This is a genomic window from Paenibacillus sp. FSL M7-0420, assembly GCF_038002345.1.
GTDB lineage: Bacteria > Bacillota > Bacilli > Paenibacillales > Paenibacillaceae > Paenibacillus_AQ.
On sequence record NZ_JBBOCJ010000001.1, the window covers coordinates 1,297,795 to 1,316,361 of the forward strand.

The window sequence follows — 18,567 nt, forward strand, 5'->3', positions numbered from 1 at the left end:
AATTTGAGGAGGAATGAACATGACGAAATCAAGACAGTTGAAGCTGGGAGCTCTATTGCACGGAGTGGGAGGAAGCACCTCCATGTGGCGCCATCCCGATGCGAAGCCCGATGCCAGTGTGAACTTCGAGCTATACAAGGAGTGGGTACGCAAAGCGGAGGAAGGCAAGCTGGACCTGATCTTCATTGCAGACGGTCTGTTCATCAATGAGAAGTCCATTCCTCATTTCCTGAACCGTTTCGAGCCGCTGACCATTCTTAGTGCATTGGCGGCGGTCAGCAGCCGGATTGGTCTGGTAGGTACTTTATCTACCTCTTACAGTGAACCGTTCACGGTGGCCCGGCAATTCGGCTCCCTGGATGTCATCAGCGGCGGACGGGCCGGCTGGAATGTGGTGACTTCTCCGCTCGAAGGCTCCGCGCTCAATTACAGCAAGCAGGAGCATCCGGACCATGGCAAACGGTACCGTATTGCCGCCGAATACCTGGAGGTGGCACGCGGGCTGTGGGATTCCTGGGAGGATGATGCGTTTGTCCGCAATAAGGACACGGGCGTCTTCTTTGATCCGCAGAAAATGCATACGCTCGATCACCAGGGTGAATTCTTCTCGGTGAAGGGACCGCTCAATATCGCCCGCTCGAAGCAGGGGCAGCCGGTTATTTTCCAGGCAGGTTCCTCTGAAGTCGGCAAGGATTATGCCTCCAGCGTGGCGGATGCCATCTTCACGGGTCATGACTCGCTGGAGTCCGCGCAGGAATTCTATAAGGATGTGAAAAGCCGGGTGGCCTCCTTCGGGCGCAATCCCGATGAAGTGCTGATCTTCCCGGGCATCGCACCGATTCTCGGGGCCACCCCGGAGGAAGCGGAGCGCAAATATCAGGAGGTGGCCGGACTGGTGACGATTGAGAATGCGCTGAACTATCTGGGCCGCTTCTTCGAGCATCATGATTTCTCGCAGTATCCGCTGGATGAGCCGTTCCCGGATGTCGGTGATCTGGGCCGAAACAGCTTCCAGAGCGGCACGGACAAAATCAAAAAGGATGCCAGAGAGCAGGGCCTGACTCTGCGGCAGGTTGCCCTGCAATCGGCAACGCCGCGCAGCAGCTTCATCGGGACGCCGGAGCAGGTGGCTGATCAGCTTCAGGCCTGGTTCGAGGGCGGGGCAGCCGACGGCTTCATGCTGGCTGCTGCTGTACCGAACGGGCTGGAGGAATTCGTGGATCAGGTGGTTCCGATTCTGCAGGAGCGCGGGCTGTTCCGCACCGAATACGAAAGCGATACCCTGCGGGGCAACCTCGGCTTGCCGGTTCCGGAGAACCGTTACACCAAGGTCTCTGAACCGGCCGGGCAGCAGTGATTCTTAGACAAGGAAGCAAGTTCTTGGCACTCATTCCAGCCAAGAACTTGCTCCCGCTTATAGTGCATTTATTTGAACTCTCCCGTAACCGGCATCGCAGGATCGTAAGGGATAATAATGGAGCCCTTAAGAATCCGTTCATCCCAAGGCCGTGTTGGACATGTTGTATTGAGCGGAGTAAGTTCATAGACGAAATTGCCTACCGGGAACTGTTGGTACAGGCATAGCTTGACTAAGGATTTACCGGATGGTAATGCTCCTGAAGATGCGCTGTCAGGGGAAAGCCCCATGGAGTCAGACGCCGGCGAATGGCATACATACATCGTAATATAAGCCAAGTCCACGGTGATTTGTTGATAATAGTGCCTGCCGCTCCAATCCTGGAACAAGGCGCAGCCGGTTAATGTATTTCGTTTGCCTTGAATGACCCGCTGAACATAAACCCAGAGATTTCCCACATTGGTGTTGGTCCAAATATACACCCAGGTGTTTGTACACAAGGTTTCAGGAGTCGGGGGAATCGGGATGAACGGCGGGGTGGGATTTGACTGCGGCGGCAGGCCAATAGTCTCTGAATTGCAGGTTTGCGGGGACAGCATTTGATTTTCCAACAGAATCGCTCCTTGGCATTGAAATAAGTTATAGAATATATCTATGCGAATGCCTAGTTTTTGTTACATAAAATGTAAATAAAGCAATTCATATCCTGGTTTTTGTGTGTCGGGAAAATCTAAACCACAAAACAAAAAAAGGATGCCGCCCCTATAACCAGGGAGGCATCCTTTTTGCTTTACCGACGATACCGTCAGCTCACTTCCGGTTACGGAGGCGTTCCAGCTCGGCTTCCACCGCGCTATTGATGGAAGATTCATGAGCCGCTGCGGCCAGCCCCGCTTGCTCGGCCATTGCTTCCTGCATAGCGATCTTGTCTTCCATCCGCTCGAATCCGCGTGAGGCTGTGCCGTTATTCAGCACCTGGCCGGGATAGCCTGCCGGAGAAGCAGTGCTGTAAGCCTGGGCTGCTTGCTTGATCTCCGCGGCCTTGCGGGCACGTTCAGCCAGCTCGGCTCTTTTGGCTTTGAGGCGCGTATGTTCTTCCTTAACACCGGCAAGCTGTACCTCCAGCGAGTCAAGCGCTGCCTGCGTCTCTTGAAGTCCGGCGGTGCATTCCTGTCCGCTCTCCGTGTAGCGGAGCTTAGCCATTACCGCCAGGCGGGCAGCAGGTTCATTGCCCTCGCTCATGAACTGGACTGCTTCCGCTTCACTGCGCTCTGCGAGCACCTTGTATTCGTAGATCCGGCGCTCCAGCACACTGGCTGCTGCCTTGAGTTCACGCTGTTTGCCTTCCGCATTAGCGATCTTGTCCTCCAGATCCCGCAGGTATTGACCGGTCAGCAGGATCGGATCTTCCAGCTTGTTCAGTCCTTCGTGAATAGCAGCCTTGGTTAATGTTGTGATTCTTTGGAATATGCTCATTATAATGATCTCCTTTATATGTGGGTTGGTTAAGGTATGACTCAAGTATTTAATAGAAGGAATTAGTAGTTGAAGCCGTCATCGAATCCGCCGTAGGATTCTTGGGGAACAATTAGGCTGCCGATGATATACAGAAAGACTACAGTGCCGAAGCTGAATATCGTAGCGACAGCAACAATCAATCTTACGAGGGTCGCATCAACGCCCAAGTAGCGTGCCAGCCCTCCACATAAGCCGGTGAGTTTCTTGTCTGTTACGGAGCGGGTTAATTTTTTTGTCATAATATATCTTCCTCTCATATTAGATGACCGCCGGTGTGGCGTGTTCATTTCCGTTGTCTATGTATGTATTGTACGTAATTATTCATCCTGGCAAAACGGCCTGCAGACTGTTCTTGATTCCCGACCTTAGTCGGGGATGGGGACCGCAATAGGACGGGGAGAGGCCGGGAAAACACTTTAGATGCGCGCAGCCGTGCGGATTTTACACAATGGGGTGCTGAGATTCATCCGGGGTTAACACTGGAGGATTAGACTGAACTCTAGCGCAGCCTAACTAACATACGGGAGGACTAGCCTCATGGGAATTCACAAGTATTTCCGGTCACTGAATGAGCTGGAGCGCATCATCCGCTGCCCGGGCAAATTCAAATTCGAGGAGCATAGCGTAGCGGCCCATTCCTGGAAGGTCGTGCAATATGCGAAGACGCTGGCCGACATTGAAGAGAAGCACGGCGCGGTGATCGACTGGAAGAAGCTGTACGAGATTACGAGCAGCCATGATTACGGAGAGATTTTTATCGGGGATATCAAAACGCCAGTGAAGCACTCCTCACTCCAGCTCAGATCACTGATCCAGCAGGTGGAGGAGGGCATGATCGACAACTTCATCAAGGAGCATATTCCGGACGAATTCAAAAGCATCTTCTACCAGCAGCTGCGCGAGGGCAAGGATGAGTCGCTGGAGGGACTGATTCTGGAGGTTGCGGATAAGATGGATCAGGTGTATGAGGCCTTCGCCGAGCTGCAAAGAGGGAACACGGAGAAGGAATTTGTGGTCATGTACCGCAATGCGCTGATCAAGATCAAGCATATTGACCTCAAGTGCGTGGATTACTTCCTGGCAGAGATTCTACCGGACATGGTGAACGAGGAGACGTTGTCTCCGATTGATATCAGACAAATTACGGAAGAGGCGCTGGCTCTGTAGATGAGCTGTGGCTCTTTTTTTGATGCCAGACAGCCGATCCGTTAAATGCAATATGCAGCACAATGGTCAGCACTAGCGACTCCGTCACCTGCGCGAACAGCCCGAAGAAGATCCCTCCGCTCAGCGCAAACAGCATAAACCGGATACTCTCGCGGTTCAGCCGGTAATACTGCAAATGGGAGACGGCGAACAGGAAGGCGGTAAGGAGAATAGCGCCGCTGACATCGATGATTCCCGTGGCATGGAGTTGCCCAAGACCCGGATGCTGCGCGAGAATGGGCAGAACCAGCCCCCGGAAGGCAATCTCTTCAAAGATCGGGAAGCACAGCACGAAGTTGACTGTATTATAAGTACCCACTGGATTATAACCGGAGGACCGGGAGATGATCAGGTTCACAAGCAGTATGATAAGGAACAGCGGAAGCACTCTCATCACCTGATGCGGCATGCCAAACGTATAGCTGCCACTCCAGAGAACGCTGCCAGCAATCATGGCGGCTCCCCAATAATAGATTGTATACCGCACCTGTGTTTTAGCGATCAGCCCGAGAACCCGCTCGATGATCCGGTAGGAAAAAGACAGCAGTACAGCAATAACGCATAACTTCAGTAATAGCATGAATGTTAATCCTCCTGAGATGGTGAAAGTGTTATGATAAAGGAAAAATAAGGATGGTGTATTTCTGTTGCAATATTTTAATCTTATACCTATTTCTACTGCATTAGTCTGGTTCAGCGTTATGTTCCTGATCGTATGGGCTGTCGACTTCTTACAGGGCGGGTCCCACGTACAGCTTCAAGCGGGTAGCCTCCGGGAGCGGACTAAAGTCATACTGGCGGATATTCTGATCTTTGCTGCTTTGAACGGCTTACTTATGTACGTCCTTCATCCCATGAATAATCTGCTGCTGATTTCGCTGGCTGCTGCGGGACTGCTCGTTACATACTACTTGTCTTCAAAAGCGGACAGGAAGCGCTTACCCTTCCGTCCCTGGATCTTATTGATCCACGTTTTGCTTGGCGTCAGTTTCTACTTGCTGTTCGGTATGCTGCTGATGAGCAAGCTGATCTTTACCTATAACCTTAACATGACGAATCAGTTTGATATACTCTTTTTTGTCTATGGCCAGGACCGGCCGGTGGTGTATGGGGTGCTACTGATTATGGCTGTATTGTATTTCGTAATCGGGAAGCTGCTGCTGCGGCCTCTGTATAGCTGGTGCGCGGTGAATTACTACCTGCCTGCGAGAATGAACATTAAGCTGGTTGGAGGAGAGCTTCTAAGCGGAGTGTATATTCTGCGGGACACTGATAGAAGATTCCTGACAGCGAGCGACAGCCTGAACCCGGGACCGGAGGACAGACTCTACAGGATCAACCGGGAGCGGATAGAGGTTATAGAGCGGGACTCTGAATGAAGTCGCGGTAGTAGCCGTTCGAGTATAATAGAAGAAACATAGAGTATAGACGGGACAGGAGGAGCCGGATGGGACAGACAAGGGAACAATTTAGCTGGGTAGGCAGTAATGAGATGTATTTGGATCAACCCACTACATGTGCATATAAGAGTATGGTTATTGGCCGGTACGGAGGAAACACTGCGGCAGGGCCGTAACATCATCGTGATGACCACGGATGGTCTGCTGGAGGTGGGGGAAAGACTGCTGGAGGACCCGCGCAGGCTGTATGAAGCTTTTACGGGCAGAGAGGATCTTGAGGAATGTGTGGCGGGAGTATTGGCGGGGGTGCATGAACAGATTGGGCGGGATAGCGCAACGGTGGTGGCCTGGTGCTACTATAATAGTAGAGAAGCTGCGATGCCGAGTGATTGAGGGTTATTTTCGTTTTGCAACACTTGGATGAGGCCGAGAAGAACCTGTGCCAAGAGTTTTCTGTGGATGGGCTGGCACAGGACATTCGGCATGAGCCGGATAAGTTTGCCCATTTTCTAAAGTGATGTCTACTATATAATGTAGTAAAGAACAACTTAGATACAAAGCAGGTGATGAAGATGGATTTTACATTAGAAGATATCAAGGATATCTGCGGGGATACCTTTTATAAGCGCGGACGATCTTATTATAATTCGGGGCGGGTAAGCAAGCTGGTTTTGGATGCGGAGAATAACCGCTATACCGCCCAGGTAAAGGGAAGCAGAGCGTATCGCGTGCAGATCGACTTTTATTATAACTTGAATGGAGAGCCAGAAGCCCACTGTACTTGTCCCGCCTATGAGAACTATGACTGCTGTAAGCATGTGGCGGCAACACTCATGGCCATACACGCACTGCAGATCAAGAAACCGGCAGGTAGCGAAGTGCAGAAGCCGGGCTCTGCCTCCGTTGCCTCCAAAAGCAAAGATAAACGCAAATATAACCAGATGGATCTGTTGATTTCCTCACTTGCCGAGATGAAACCTGCTATGAATAGAGAGAAAGCTCCTCTGTTTGAGCATGAAGAACAATTGCAGTTTGAGTTCATCTTAAGCACGCTGTACCAGCAGCCCAGAGGATTTACGCTTGAAATGCGGGTGGGCTATAAACACCGGTATGTTGTGACGAAACTGGGACAATTCCTTGAGCATCTGGAGCAGCGGAAGCCGCTGTATTTCACCAGCAAGTTCACATTTGATGCGGAGCAGCAGCAGATAGGCGCTGCCGACCGGGAATTCCTGGAGGTCATGCTTTTACTCAAAAACTCTGAGAAATTACTCAAACCCAGCCCGAACAGCTATTATAACCCCCCTGAGACTGACGGGAGAACGCTGAAGGTCACTCCGCTGGCCTGGGACAAGCTTAAGCCGCTTCTGCCAGAAGTGAATATTACCCTAAGAAGTGTGGGGCACCCGGAGGTTCCTGCTGTTCTTGCGGGCCAAGTCCCGCCGCTTGAATTTTCGATCGGCCAAGGAAAGAAGAAGGATTATGTTCTGACGGCTGCGAATATGGATAAACTTACCTTGCTTGAGGACTATTCTACTCTAATTATGGATGGGCTGATCTATGATGTGGACAGAGCAGCGCTCCGTACAATTGCACTGCTGCAGCAGCAGTTCACGGCCTCCAGCGACATTGCAGTGGCTCCCGGACAAATCGAAGCGGTCGTGCAGCAGGTGCTGCCAGCCTTAAGAAAGCTGGGGAAAGTAAGTGTGGAACAGGCAGTAAGCGAGCGAATTGTGGAGCCTGAACTGCAGGCTAAGCTGTATCTGGATTATGCGGACGGCACCTTAACGTTTCGGCTGGAATTTCATTATGAGGAGATTGTGATCAATCCGCTGGAAGAGAATAGCGTGGATGAAGCGCGCAAGCAGAAAATCCTGATCCGAAATATGCAGCGGGAAAATAAGATCGTTGATATTCTGGACAACTCTCCGCTCAGACAGGAACGGCAGTACTGGGTTTCCGTAAGTGAGCCGGTCATCTACGAGGCGTTATATGAGCTTGTGCCGGTTCTGGAAGAGGTTGCTGAGCTGTTTGTCTCCCCGGCTGTTCAGAGACTTGTGCTGGAGCGTAAAGCTTATCCCAAAGTGAAAGCGGAGCTGAGCGAAGGTCTGGATTGGCTGGATATCTCTTTTGAGCTGGAAGGCTTGAATGAGGAGGAGACTGTTCGGGTCATGCAGGCGATTGTGGAGAAAAGGAAGTATGTCCGCCTGCGCAGCGGGGCTTTTCTGCCCATTGCCGTAGACAGCTTCAGCGAATTCGGCACCGTTGCCGAACAGCTGAATCTCAGGCAAAGGGATCTTAAACACTCGGTAATCCGCCTGCCCTCCGTACAAGCTCTTCAGCTTCCAGAGCGGGGCCATGGCTTCAAGCATACGAAGTGGGGTAAGTCCCTCCGGGAATTCCTGGACCAGCTGCGGGAACCGGACAGTCTGGAATTCGAGCTGCCCGCTGAGCTGAAGCCGGTTCTCCGGGATTATCAGGCCAGAGGCTTCCAGTGGATGAAGACGTTGTCGAAGTTCAGGTTCGGCGGAATTCTGGCAGATGATATGGGCCTCGGCAAGACCATTCAGAGCATTGCTTATATCTGCTCCGAGCTGGCTGAGATGCCGCCTAAGGTACAGGGGAGAGCTCCGGTTCTGATACTGTGTCCGGCTTCCTTAACGTATAACTGGAGCCATGAGTTTGCCCGGTTTGCACCAGCAGTCAACGTACTGGTGGCGGCAGGTCAGAAAGAGGAGCGCAGTGGACTGCTGGAGAGCAAGGCCATGGAAGAAGCAGATGTGATTATTACCTCTTACCCTCTTCTCCGCAGGGATATTGAGCTTTATTCCGGCACAACCTTTCATGCGCTAATTCTGGATGAAGCCCAGGCGATCAAAAATTCAGCTTCCCAGACGGCCCAAGCGGTTAAATCGCTTAAGGCTGCACGGAAATTCGCTCTGACGGGCACACCGATTGAGAATTCGGTGGATGAGCTGGAAGCTATTTTCAGCACAGTCTTCCCGGCGCTGTTCACCGGACGATTGACCTTCAAGGAGCTGCCCGCCGGACGAATCGCCAGCATCGTGTCTCCCTTTATTCTGCGGCGGCTCAAAAAAGAGGTTCTGGAGGAGCTGCCAGACCGCATTGATACGGTACAGCACACAGAGCTGCTGGACGAGCAGAAACAGGTATATCTCGCATACTTATCGAGGCTCCGTGACGATACCGAACAGGATCTGCTTGCGGACGGATTCCACAAGAGCCGGATGAAGATTCTGGCCGGAATCACCCGCCTGCGGCAAATCTGCTGCCATCCGTCGCTGTTCCTTGAGAATTATACGGGCGGCTCCGGCAAGCTGGAGCAATTGCTGGAGATTGTGCAGGAATGCCGTGATTCCGGCCGCAGAATGCTGGTGTTCTCACAATTCTCCAGTATGTTAGAGCTGATCCGGCACCGCCTGGACGAAGCGGGAGTTCAGCCCTTGTATCTGGATGGCTCTACTCCGGGCAAGGAGCGGGTGGAGTTGTGCAGGCTTTTCAACGAAGGTGAAGGGGAAGTATTCTTGATCTCGCTTAAGGCGGGTGGAACGGGGCTGAATCTGACTGGAGCGGACACGGTGATTCTATACGATCTGTGGTGGAATCCGGCAGTCGAGGAGCAAGCCATCGGCCGGGCACACCGGATGGGGCAACGGAATGTGGTCCAGGTGATCCGGTTGATCACCGAAGGTTCCATCGAGGAGAAGATGCTGGAGCTGCAGCAACGCAAGAAAGATCTCATCGAAGAAGTCATCGAAGCTGGCGAGAACAAGACCACCCGGCTGTCGGAGGAGGATATCCGCGAGTTGCTCCGGGTGTAGGAGGCCCGTACCTATTTTCCCCGTACATGCACTTCTAGGCACCTACCCACATACAATAAAAGGACCATGAACCCGTTGTTCTCCTAACTGATCGGTTTCATTGTACATGTGCGGGAGGTGTCGCCAAGTTGCCTGGAATCATAAGCACGATTGCGCTGCTGATCAAAGAACTGACGCTGCTGGTATCTTACGTAAGGAACAACGCTTTTCCCCAGCCTCTATCGGAGCAGGATGAGAGCAAATACTTAGGCATGATGGCAGAGGGAGATGCCAAGGCACGGAACCTGCTGATCGAGCATAACCTGCGGCTGGTTGCCCATATAGTGAAGAAATTCGACAACACCGGCGAAGACATGGAGGACCTGATCTCCATCGGCACCATCGGCCTGATCAAGGCCATTGAGAGCTACCGCCCGAACAAGGGCACGAAGCTGGCTACTTTTGCAGCTCGTTGTATTGAAAACGAAATCCTGATGCATCTCCGTTCGCTGAAAAAAACCCGCAAGGATGTGTCCCTGCACGATCCGATCGGGACAGATAAAGAAGGTAATGAGATCACGCTGATTGATATCCTCGGCTCTGAGGCGGATGATGTCATTAAAGAGGTCGATCTGAAGATTGAGAAGAGCAAGATCTATCGGAATCTGGATATCCTGGATGACCGGGAGAAGGAAGTCGTAGTCGGCCGCTTCGGACTGGACACTGGCGGGGAGGAGCGAACGCAGCGGGAGATTGCGAAGGAGCTGGGGATCTCGCGGAGTTATGTTTCGCGGATTGAGAAGAGGGCGCTGATGAAGCTGTATCATGAGTTTTATAAGGTGAAGCGATAGGTTACAAGAAGAAGTTGTTTGCGTCTAAGCATCTAGTGAAAAGTATGACTCCAAATGGGGGATACTTTTCACTAGATGCTTTTCTTTTCAGAATTTTGCGAATGGTAGTACAATCATTGAATGCCGATGGTTGGATTCTTATGAGACTACGATTGGTATCACTAAATTAGCAGTGGTTGATCAGGAGGTAAAAATTTAAGAGCACCTATTCATTCGGAGATTAGTAGTTTATGATTACTGAACTGAAGGGGTGTTTTTTAATTGGTTTGCAGAAGTGCCGACTTGCCTGCTGGACGGTAAGCTGTAAAGCAAATAAGGAAATTAATCGGGCGAAAAGAAAATTTTGCTATAAAAGAAGCATTCACGATTCAACTCATCTCCACTATCTCATTAACAAAGGATGCTCACTATGGACAAGAAAATTATACAGCTCATGGGAACGGTTATTACGATGGCCGTTCATCATCAGAATGCAGCGGCGCTCTTGGCGGATGCGGAGCAGCAGCTGATTGACTACGAGCAGCGCTTCAGTGCGAATAATCCGAGCTCGGCGCTCATGCAGATTAATAACCAAGCCGGGAAGAGTCCCGTAATTGTCGATACGGATCTGTTCGAGCTGATTGCAATCGGGAAGAGGGAGAGTCTCGTAGCAGACAGTCTGCTGAACATCGCGATTGGTCCCTTAGTCAAGGCGTGGAAGATCGGGTTTGCAGGGGCGCAGCATCCTCCGGAAGCGGTCATTGCGGAGTGTCGGCAGCTTATCGATCCGCATCATATTCAATTGGATGAGGAACGGAAGACTGTTTTCCTGGAAAAGGAAAGGATGGAGGTTGATCTGGGTGCGCTGGCCAAAGGGTACTTTGCAGATCGAATTGTGGAGGTATTCAAGCGTCAGGGGGCGAGCGCAGGGTTCATCGATTTAGGTGGGAATGTGCTGACTTTTGGTGAGAACCCGGCGTCTGAAGACGGGTTATGGCGGGTCGGGATTCAGAATCCACAGCTACCGCGAGGGAATTATGCGTTGGTCTTGAAATTGAAGAACCAATCTATTGTGACTTCTGGCGTGTATGAGCGGAAGTTGGAGGTTGCGGGCCGGAAGTACCATCATATTTTTGACGGACAAACGGGGTACCCGGTACAGAGCGATGTAGCAAGCTTGACGATTGTATCGGAGCAGTCATTGGAGGGAGAGATTGGTTCTACCCGTCTATTTGGCAAGCGTGCGGCCGAGATCATTCGTACGCTGAATTCGACCGCTGAGATTGAGGGTATCGTGATCACGGAACATAACGAGCTGGCTGTTACGGATGCTCTGCGTGCATACATGGAACATCTGTAGTAAAGAGTGCGATCAAATCTTGTTCCACCGAAGATAGAGGTTTGTTTTTGGAATAGGCAATAAAATAATCGAGCGACAACAAATCCAGTGATAAGGGCAACAGGCGGTAGCCCTGAGGGACTTCCGACATGCAGATACTATAGGGGACGAATGCGATACCAACGCCTTTCTTGGCTAACTCCAGCGTGGTGAAAATATTCGTGCTTTCCAATATAACAGTTGGTTTGATCTTAAACTTCTGAAACAGGTGATCAAGCTGCCGGCGAATCGAAGAACCTTTTTTGGTCAGCACAAGGGGACTTTGCAGCAGCAGCTTCGGATTGGCATGGCTCTCCTCTAACGTCTTCGGATTAATGTCATACAACGGGGAGTTCTCTGTCACCACCGCATAATAACCGTGAGGCCCCCATGAGACAACATTCAGATTGGGCGAGAGGGTCTCTGGATTTTGTCCGATAAAAAAATCCAGTTCATGGTTCAACACGCGGATTTCATTGACCTCGGAGTAATCCTCTTGAATCTCGATCTTAATAGACGGGTAATTTTTCATGAAATCGGGCAAAAACAAAGGCAATAAATACGAACCTAAGCTGGATAAGATACCGAGCTTGATCGTCTGGGTGTCTCTTATGGAATAGTGAGCGATTCGTTTGTGGAATTGTTCCTGTGCCATTTCGAGGGACATCAGATACTGATAGTACAGCTTGCCTGCCTCAGTTAGTTGCAAGGGAGAGGTCTGTCGATTCAAAATTTCTGTGCCGATTTCATGCTCGATTCGCTTGATAAGCTGCGTGAGGTAAGGTTGCGAAACATACAGGTCCTTGGCGGCCTTAGTATAGCTTCCGTGCTTGAGAATCGCGTCAAGATAATGAAGGATATTGGAAGAATCAATCGTAGTCATAAGGATCACCTGCTCTCACTAAAGATGGTATAAGAGAACTGTTATAGAACGATAAGAAAATGGATATTTCACAAATGTATTTTTTCATACTAAAATTTATTTGTAAAGGTAAGTGACCAAGTCAAAAGGAATTCGTAGAAATCCGTTTTATATTGTGCAATTATTCACAAAGTAAGAGAGGAAGAAAATTATGAAACTAATCGGTATTGTCGGAACGAACTCGAATACTTCGACGAATCGCAAGCTGTTGCAATTTATGCGAAAGCATTTTTCCAGCCAGGCGGAGATTGAGATCTGCGAGATTAAGCACCTCCCTGCTTTTGATGAACCGGAAGATCGTCAGGCGCCCACTGAAGTACAAGCCTTATGCGAGCAGATTGCGGCAGCGGATGGCGTCATTATCTCGACCCCTGAATACGATCATACCATCCCAGCGGCGCTCAAGAGCGCCATAGAATGGATCTCGTATACCACCCGTCCTTTGATTAATAAACCAGTTCTGATCGTGGGTGCTTCCCACGGTTTGCTTGGTACATCTCGCGCCCAGATGCATCTACGTCAGATTCTGGATGCTCCAGAGCTTAAGGCTCGCGTTCTGCCGAGCTCGGAATTTTTGTTGGGACATTCACTTGCCGCTTTTGACGAGTCAGGTGATCTGGTCTACGCAAATAAGGTTCAGGAGCTGGAGGAGATCTTCGAAGAGTTCCAATTGTTCGTGAAGATTAACCAACAGTTGGTTAAAGAGAACCACTTCAAGACAGAGCAAAGCAAAGCATTTAGCTGGGAATCGGCAATCTGGGGAGGCGAACGGGCATGAAATTTGTCGGAATTGCAGGAACCAACGCGTCGAAGTCTTATAATCGGAAGCTACTGGAATTTATGAAGTCTCATTTTAGCGAAAAAGTGGACATTGAAATTCTGGAACTGAAGGGTGTCCCGATGTTTAATGAGTCGGACGATCAATCGCAGAGTCCGATTATTCAGAACTTTAATACGAAGATTACGGAAGCGGATGGCGTCATTATCGCTACACCGGAGCATAATCACTCGGTCCCCTCCGCGCTGAAAAGTATTCTGGAATGGTTGTCTTGGAATCTTCACCCGTTCGATGGCAAACCGGTCATGGTTGTCGGTGCGGCGTATGATGTGCAGGGGTCCTCCCGTGCACAACTACATCTGCGTCAGATTCTAGATGCACCCGGTGTCAATGCTAGCGTGATGCCTGGCTCGGAGTTCCTGTTGGGCCGTGCGAATGAAGCCTTTGATGAAGCGGGGAAGATCAAGTCGGAGCGGACGGTTGATTTCTTGGAGAGTTGCTTCCATCGCTTTATGCATTTTGCCAAAATCGCTAATCTGCTGAATGTCCCTGAAGACGTTAGCTTTGAACCGGGAACCTATGAAGTAAAGGCGGTCGGACACAACGGTGATCTGCCGATGATCGTTGAGATGAGTTCGACTCGTATAGAGAAGATCGACATCGATACAGCGGGCGAATCACAGGGGATTGCGGATGTGGTATTTACCCGGATTCCGAGTCAGATCATCGAAGGACAGACGCTGAACGTGGATATTTTGTCCGGCGCATCCGTCACTAGCAATGGGGTTATCGACGGAGTAGCGAAGGCGGTCAAGATGGCAGGCGCCAACCCGGATGTATTAAAAAAACGGCCAAAAGCCCAGAGTGCGATCAATCACGGCGACGAAGAGTATACAGCGGACGTTGTGGTCGTTGGTGCGGGTGGTGCGGGACTCGCAGCAGCAGCCAGCGTGCTTCAGCAGGGCAAGAAGGTTATCATCGTCGAGAAGTTCCCAGCCATAGGTGGTAATACGGTACGAACAGGTGGTCCAATGAACGCTGCCGATCCAGAGTGGCAACGTAAATTTGCGGCGATTCCGGGTGAAAGTCATACGATTGAAGAGCTGGCAGCAACCCCGGAAGAACAGGTAGATGCCGAGTATCTGGCGGACTTCCGTATCTTCAAACATCAGGTGGCTGATTATCTCCGCGATACGAAAGAGGGCAAAGAATTCTTGTTCGACTCCGCGATCTTCCACCGGATGCAGACCTATTTCGGCGGCAAACGGAAGGACCTTCAGGGGTATTCCATTTACGGGCAATATGATCTGGTTAAGGTATTAACCGATCAGGCGCTAGCCTCCGTTAAATGGTTGGAGGAACTGGGTGTCGAATTTGACTATAACGAAGTGACTATGCCGGTAGGAGCGTTGTGGCGCCGTGGACATAAACCAGTGAAGCATGAAGGCTATGCCTTCGTAGCGGCTTTAGAGCAATTTGTACGTGCACAGGGTGGTCAGATCCTCACCGATACTCCGGTGAAGCGACTGATTATCGAAGCAGACGGCCGAGTTAGCGGCGTAATTGGTACCGGAGTAGCCGGGCAAACGGTAACGGTTCATGCGCCGGCGGTGGTGCTGGCTTCCGGTGGCTTTGGGGCCAATACGCAGATGCTGAAGCAGTACAATACGTACTGGAGCGAGATCGATGACGACATCAAGACCTCGAATTCTCCGGCGATTACCGGCGATGGTATTCTGCTGGGACAAAGTGCGGGCGCTGATCTGGTCGGCATGGGCTTCTCGCAGATGATGCCAGTGTCCGATCCGCAGACGGGCGCCTTGTTTAGCGGGTTGCAAGTGCCGCCACAGAACTTTGTCATGGTCAATCAGCAGGGCAAACGTTTCGTCAACGAATATGGTAGCCGCGATCAGTTGTCGATAGCAGCAATCAATAACGGAGGCCTGTTCTATCTGATTGCGGATGACAAGATCAAGGAGACGGCCTATAACACAAATCAAGCGAAGATCGATAAGCAGGTGGAGCGAGGCACGCTATTCAGAGCGGACACACTGGAGGAGCTGGCCCGGCAAATTCATATCGATCCGACTACGCTAGTGGATACGATCGCGATGTACAACTCTTACGTTGATCAGGGACATGATCCGGAATTTGGTAAAAATGCGTTCGATCTTAAGGTTGCAGTGGCTCCGTTCTATGCGACACCTCGTAAGCCAGCTATTCACCATACGATGGGCGGACTCAAGATTGATACACAGACGCATGTTCTTCGCGAATCTGGCCAGATCATCCCGGGGTTGTACGCAGCCGGTGAGGTGGCAGGCGGTATCCATGCCGGTAACCGTCTGGGTGGTAACTCGCTCACCGACATTTTCACATTCGGTCGAATTGCCGGACGGACAGCTGTTGAGGAGCAGGCTGTTTTGTGGAGCTGACTCATAAGTAGACTTACTACGAAGATAACAGCTCATCTTGATTCTAAATGTTGTTAAAAAAGCAGCGATTCTCTTGTTATTGGAGGATCGCTGCCTTGCGTTTTTGGTCCGCTGCGGCTTGCTTCAACACATTGTGGGCGAGCGGAAGCTACCCGACCTCAAGGGTCACTTTGGACAGCCCTCGAAGCAGAAAATGCCGGAATCCCCGGTTATTTTTCAGTTGCCCAAACACACTTTCTGGCTCAATCATTCGGCGGACGGCTAAGGTATACCCTTCCTCGCTTCGAAGCAGTTCCCGTGCTTGGTGTTGGTATCTTAGTCGTTCCTGACTAACGACCACCTCTCGGTTTCCTTTTGGTTTCGTAGAGTGATCCTTCAGAGGGCACCCTTCGCAGGAGCGACTTCGATAATGTCGTTTGTGAATTTCGTATCCACTCGATAAGGTTTCCTTGTGTTCTCTATGAATCTCCAGGGTTTGACCGGTCGGACAGGTCCATGTATCCTCATTTTCGTGATATGTCCAGTTCTCGATCTTAGAGATGACGAAGGAATGTAAGGGCAAAGACCCCGCGTGACATGGGAGGGTAAGCCGTCAGGAGACAGATTTGAAGTGATTCATATGCAACTTGAGCTGCAGGCAACCAGATAGCCGAATTTACAGCAGGGCCGCCGCTCACTCCTGTCAACACTTCCCGATAGATTTTTTTTATGAAATGAATTAACAATTAAAATGACATCGTATCGTGTCCACAACCTCAAGAAATTCGGGCAACACTGGCGAAGACATGGAGGACCTGATCTCCATCGGGACCATCGGCCTAATCAAGGCCATCGAGAGCTACCGCCCGAACAAGGGCACGAAGCTGGCTACTTTTGCCGCCCGTTGTATCGAGAATGAAATCCTGATGCACTTACGCTCGCTGAAAAAAAACCGCAAAGACGTATCCCTCCATGATCCGATCGGAACGGATAAAGAGGGCAACGAGATCACTCTGATCGATATCCTCGGCTCGGAAGCGGATGATGTGATTAAAGAGGTCGATCTGAAGATTGAGAAGAGTAAAATCTATCGGAATCTGGATATCTTGAATGACCGGGAGAAGGAAGTCGTGGTCGGCCGCTTCGGACTGGACACCGGCGGGGAAGAGCGGACACAACGGGAGATTGCGAAGGAGCTGGGGATCTCGCGTAGTTATGTGTCCAGGATAGAGAAAAGGGCACTCATGAAGTTGTATCATGAGTTTTATAAGGTGAAGCGGTAAGCACAAGATAAAGTTTAGACAGAAAACAACTTTTAAATGAAACATGGGAAGAGGTCGAACAAAATCTAAAATTTGAAAAAGAGACGGAACTAAAAGTATTAATTACTAGAGTCTTGTGAATTCCACTGGTTTAGGGCATAAAAGGGCAGACCTGTAGTATCTCGGCCAATCGACATTTCAGGCAGACAATTTGAGTTGCTTTAGAATGTCGAAAAGAGGCTTTTTCTCGAGGGCCTGCTGGTACACATAGACGATGATTTGCCCGAAGTACTCTTCTCGAATGCGGAGTACCACATCCCCAAGCGTCAACTCGGCTTGCTTCTTCATTCTTCCTGCCGTAGAGACTCCAGAACGTTTTGTGTCAGGAAATGGATCGCCCAAAAACGCTGAATGCCCGTAAAGGAAAGCAATTGGTATTAATCGAAGCCCAGTGGTTCTTTGAAGTAGCGATACCCTGTCTCGATGTTCCAGCGTACGGCATAGTACCCCTGAATCGTGACGAGATCCAAAGACTAATCCATACCCAAGAGACAAACCTGTAGTTTGCTCGACGCGGTGTATGCGTCCTTCCGGGACAGCAAGAGCTTGGCGTTTTCGATATCGCTGCCCGGTCCTTCGTAAGGATAGATCCAGTACGTCCCTGGCCCTCCACCGTAATGGAGTGAAGGTCAGACTATCGGATGTAGCGCTCAGCAAAATCATCCAGGGGAAGAGATACCCCTGCAGGATGAATTCGGCGGTTGGTTTTCACCGCAGCAATGATATGGAATCCCCTGCGGTTACAGGCGTTGATGACTTTTTCGCTCGTGTACCAGCTGTCCATGAGAACATAGACTCGCTCGTCCTTCTTGGGCTGGAAAAGCTTCGATGATTTCAAGGGCCAGGTTGTTCTTGCTTTTAAAGGGTAGTCGTCCGGCCTGGGAATACGTCTCTTGATAGTAGGGGCGGTAATCCCAAGCGTAGGAACAGCCTCTTGCGACCACGTGAGCCGTAACCAGGCAATGACACCAGACGGATTTGCCGGCTTCATGGGAATACTGGAAGCTTAGCGCCTCCATCTTCTTGGTCGACTTGTCTCTTTTGCAGCATGTGTCGTCCACGATGAGAAACACAAGTTTCTGCCCTACGATTGGCTTGCTTGGACTGAATTTGATTCATGACCATGTCCAGACGACGGCGCTGCATGCGATTGACACACCAAGGGGAGTGATTCAGGAAATTCGTGACGTTGCTCAGGTGACATTTGCCCTTGGCCGCTTGTTGGGTTTGGGGAACATTCTTTCGTTCGGCACACAAAATGATGCCATGGACGAGGGTGAACAGATGACTCAGCTGCGGCTTGAAGAATTCCAATTTCAAAGCCAAAATGAACTTGACGATGGGCAGGTAGAGGGATACCATGATTGTGGGACCTTTATCTTGGAAATTTGGCGTGGTAACCAAAATTTCTCCCATAAAGGCTCGATGTCCTTCTTTTATTCCTGTACTCGACAAAACTTCTTATTTCGTAATTGACTTTAACTCTGTTGACTCGACAGTACAGCTTTCGCAATACTCAAGTAAATACTTAGCAAAGTGCATAATTAGAACGATTGTTTGTAATCAACAATATCACAGAAACGGGCCGATTTTTTTTATAAAAAGGGAGGTTATTATGAGC

17 protein-coding genes and 1 pseudogene are annotated in these 18,567 nt (G+C 50.5%); 11 read left to right on the top strand and 7 right to left on the bottom strand.

Annotated features, from left to right (window positions below; genetic code table 11):
• Window positions 1-19 precede the first annotated feature (19 nt).
• Window positions 20-1,357 (top strand): LLM class flavin-dependent oxidoreductase, encoded by a 1,338-nt coding sequence (locus tag MKX51_RS05660; RefSeq protein WP_340943189.1) that lies wholly within the window; start codon window positions 20-22, stop codon window positions 1,355-1,357.
• Window positions 1,358-1,425: 68 nt separating this feature from the next.
• Here the strand turns inward: MKX51_RS05660 and MKX51_RS05665 are convergent, their stop codons facing one another.
• The 3 genes from MKX51_RS05665 to MKX51_RS05675 all read right to left on the bottom strand — a co-directional run bounded on the left by MKX51_RS05665 (window position 1,426) and on the right by MKX51_RS05675 (window position 3,114).
• The gene (locus MKX51_RS05665) at window positions 1,426-1,968 is read right to left on the bottom strand and encodes a hypothetical protein (RefSeq protein ID WP_340991503.1); all 543 of its coding nucleotides are present in this window, start codon (window positions 1,966-1,968) and stop codon (window positions 1,426-1,428) included.
• 199 nt (window positions 1,969-2,167) lie between these two features.
• Window positions 2,168-2,833 carry a PspA/IM30 family protein gene (locus MKX51_RS05670; RefSeq protein WP_340991505.1) on the bottom strand — a complete coding sequence of 222 codons (666 nt, stop codon included), beginning with the start codon at window positions 2,831-2,833 and terminating at the stop codon, window positions 2,168-2,170.
• A 62-nt stretch (window positions 2,834-2,895) separates the two neighbouring features.
• Entirely contained in the window at window positions 2,896-3,114 is a 219-nt protein-coding gene (locus tag MKX51_RS05675; protein ID WP_340943172.1) for a PspC domain-containing protein, read from the bottom strand.
• Between the two features lie 298 nt (window positions 3,115-3,412).
• Between MKX51_RS05675 and MKX51_RS05680 the strand changes: the two genes are divergently transcribed.
• Window positions 3,413-4,042, top strand: coding sequence for a YfbR-like 5'-deoxynucleotidase (locus MKX51_RS05680; protein ID WP_036691104.1), 630 nt, complete (start codon window positions 3,413-3,415; stop codon window positions 4,040-4,042).
• On the opposite strand, the gene MKX51_RS05685 is transcribed toward MKX51_RS05680, so the two are convergent.
• Window positions 4,017-4,661, bottom strand: a complete 645-nt coding sequence (locus MKX51_RS05685) for a CPBP family intramembrane glutamic endopeptidase (protein WP_340943170.1) — start codon at window positions 4,659-4,661, stop codon at window positions 4,017-4,019. The two genes, MKX51_RS05680 and MKX51_RS05685, sit on opposite strands and share 26 nt — an antisense overlap.
• Before the next feature lie 67 nt (window positions 4,662-4,728).
• On the opposite strand from MKX51_RS05685, the gene MKX51_RS05690 reads away from it, so the two are divergent.
• From MKX51_RS05690 to MKX51_RS05710, 5 genes are all read left to right on the top strand, one after another.
• The gene (locus tag MKX51_RS05690; RefSeq protein ID WP_340991506.1) at window positions 4,729-5,460 is read left to right on the top strand and encodes a hypothetical protein; all 732 of its coding nucleotides are present in this window, start codon (window positions 4,729-4,731) and stop codon (window positions 5,458-5,460) included.
• Between the two features lie 159 nt (window positions 5,461-5,619).
• On the top strand, window positions 5,620-5,874 hold the full coding sequence (locus tag MKX51_RS05695; RefSeq protein WP_340991507.1) for a hypothetical protein: 255 nt from the start codon (window positions 5,620-5,622) through the stop codon (window positions 5,872-5,874).
• 179 nt (window positions 5,875-6,053) lie between these two features.
• Window positions 6,054-9,323, top strand: a complete 3,270-nt coding sequence (locus tag MKX51_RS05700; protein WP_340991509.1) for a DEAD/DEAH box helicase — start codon at window positions 6,054-6,056, stop codon at window positions 9,321-9,323.
• A gap of 128 nt (window positions 9,324-9,451) precedes the next feature.
• Window positions 9,452-10,153, top strand: coding sequence for an RNA polymerase sporulation sigma factor SigK (sigK, locus tag MKX51_RS05705; protein ID WP_036691086.1), 702 nt, complete (start codon window positions 9,452-9,454; stop codon window positions 10,151-10,153).
• Between the two features lie 409 nt (window positions 10,154-10,562).
• The gene (locus MKX51_RS05710) at window positions 10,563-11,492 is read left to right on the top strand and encodes an FAD:protein FMN transferase (protein ID WP_340991510.1); all 930 of its coding nucleotides are present in this window, start codon (window positions 10,563-10,565) and stop codon (window positions 11,490-11,492) included.
• Here the strand turns inward: MKX51_RS05710 and MKX51_RS05715 are convergent.
• On the bottom strand, window positions 11,455-12,393 hold the full coding sequence (locus MKX51_RS05715) for a LysR family transcriptional regulator (RefSeq protein ID WP_340991511.1): 939 nt from the start codon (window positions 12,391-12,393) through the stop codon (window positions 11,455-11,457). The two genes, MKX51_RS05710 and MKX51_RS05715, sit on opposite strands and share 38 nt — an antisense overlap.
• A gap of 190 nt (window positions 12,394-12,583) precedes the next feature.
• Here MKX51_RS05715 and MKX51_RS05720 point away from each other — a divergent pair, with 190 nt between their 5' ends.
• Together MKX51_RS05720 and MKX51_RS05725 are read left to right on the top strand one after the other, a co-directional pair.
• Complete coding sequence (locus tag MKX51_RS05720) at window positions 12,584-13,210, top strand: NADPH-dependent FMN reductase (RefSeq protein ID WP_340991512.1); 627 nt, start codon at window positions 12,584-12,586, stop codon at window positions 13,208-13,210.
• On the top strand, window positions 13,207-15,645 hold the full coding sequence (locus MKX51_RS05725) for a flavocytochrome c (protein ID WP_340991513.1): 2,439 nt from the start codon (window positions 13,207-13,209) through the stop codon (window positions 15,643-15,645). The genes MKX51_RS05720 and MKX51_RS05725 overlap by 4 nt, the downstream gene beginning before the upstream one ends.
• Before the next feature lie 76 nt (window positions 15,646-15,721).
• Here the strand turns inward: MKX51_RS05725 and MKX51_RS05730 are convergent.
• Window positions 15,722-16,186 (bottom strand): annotated as a pseudogene (locus tag MKX51_RS05730) (transposase); the annotation flags it as partial.
• A 199-nt stretch (window positions 16,187-16,385) separates the two neighbouring features.
• Here MKX51_RS05730 and sigK (MKX51_RS05735) point away from each other — a divergent pair.
• Window positions 16,386-16,907 carry an RNA polymerase sporulation sigma factor SigK gene (sigK, locus tag MKX51_RS05735; protein WP_340995518.1) on the top strand — a complete coding sequence of 174 codons (522 nt, stop codon included), beginning with the start codon at window positions 16,386-16,388 and terminating at the stop codon, window positions 16,905-16,907.
• A gap of 177 nt (window positions 16,908-17,084) precedes the next feature.
• Here sigK (MKX51_RS05735) and MKX51_RS05740 read toward each other — a convergent pair whose 3' ends face one another.
• Window positions 17,085-17,234 carry a hypothetical protein gene (locus MKX51_RS05740; RefSeq protein ID WP_340991515.1) on the bottom strand — a complete coding sequence of 50 codons (150 nt, stop codon included), beginning with the start codon at window positions 17,232-17,234 and terminating at the stop codon, window positions 17,085-17,087.
• Window positions 17,235-18,008: 774 nt separating this feature from the next.
• On the opposite strand from MKX51_RS05740, the gene MKX51_RS05745 reads away from it, so the two are divergent.
• Entirely contained in the window at window positions 18,009-18,422 is a 414-nt protein-coding gene (locus MKX51_RS05745; RefSeq protein WP_340991517.1) for a hypothetical protein, read from the top strand.
• The last annotated feature ends 145 nt before the right edge of the window (window positions 18,423-18,567 follow it).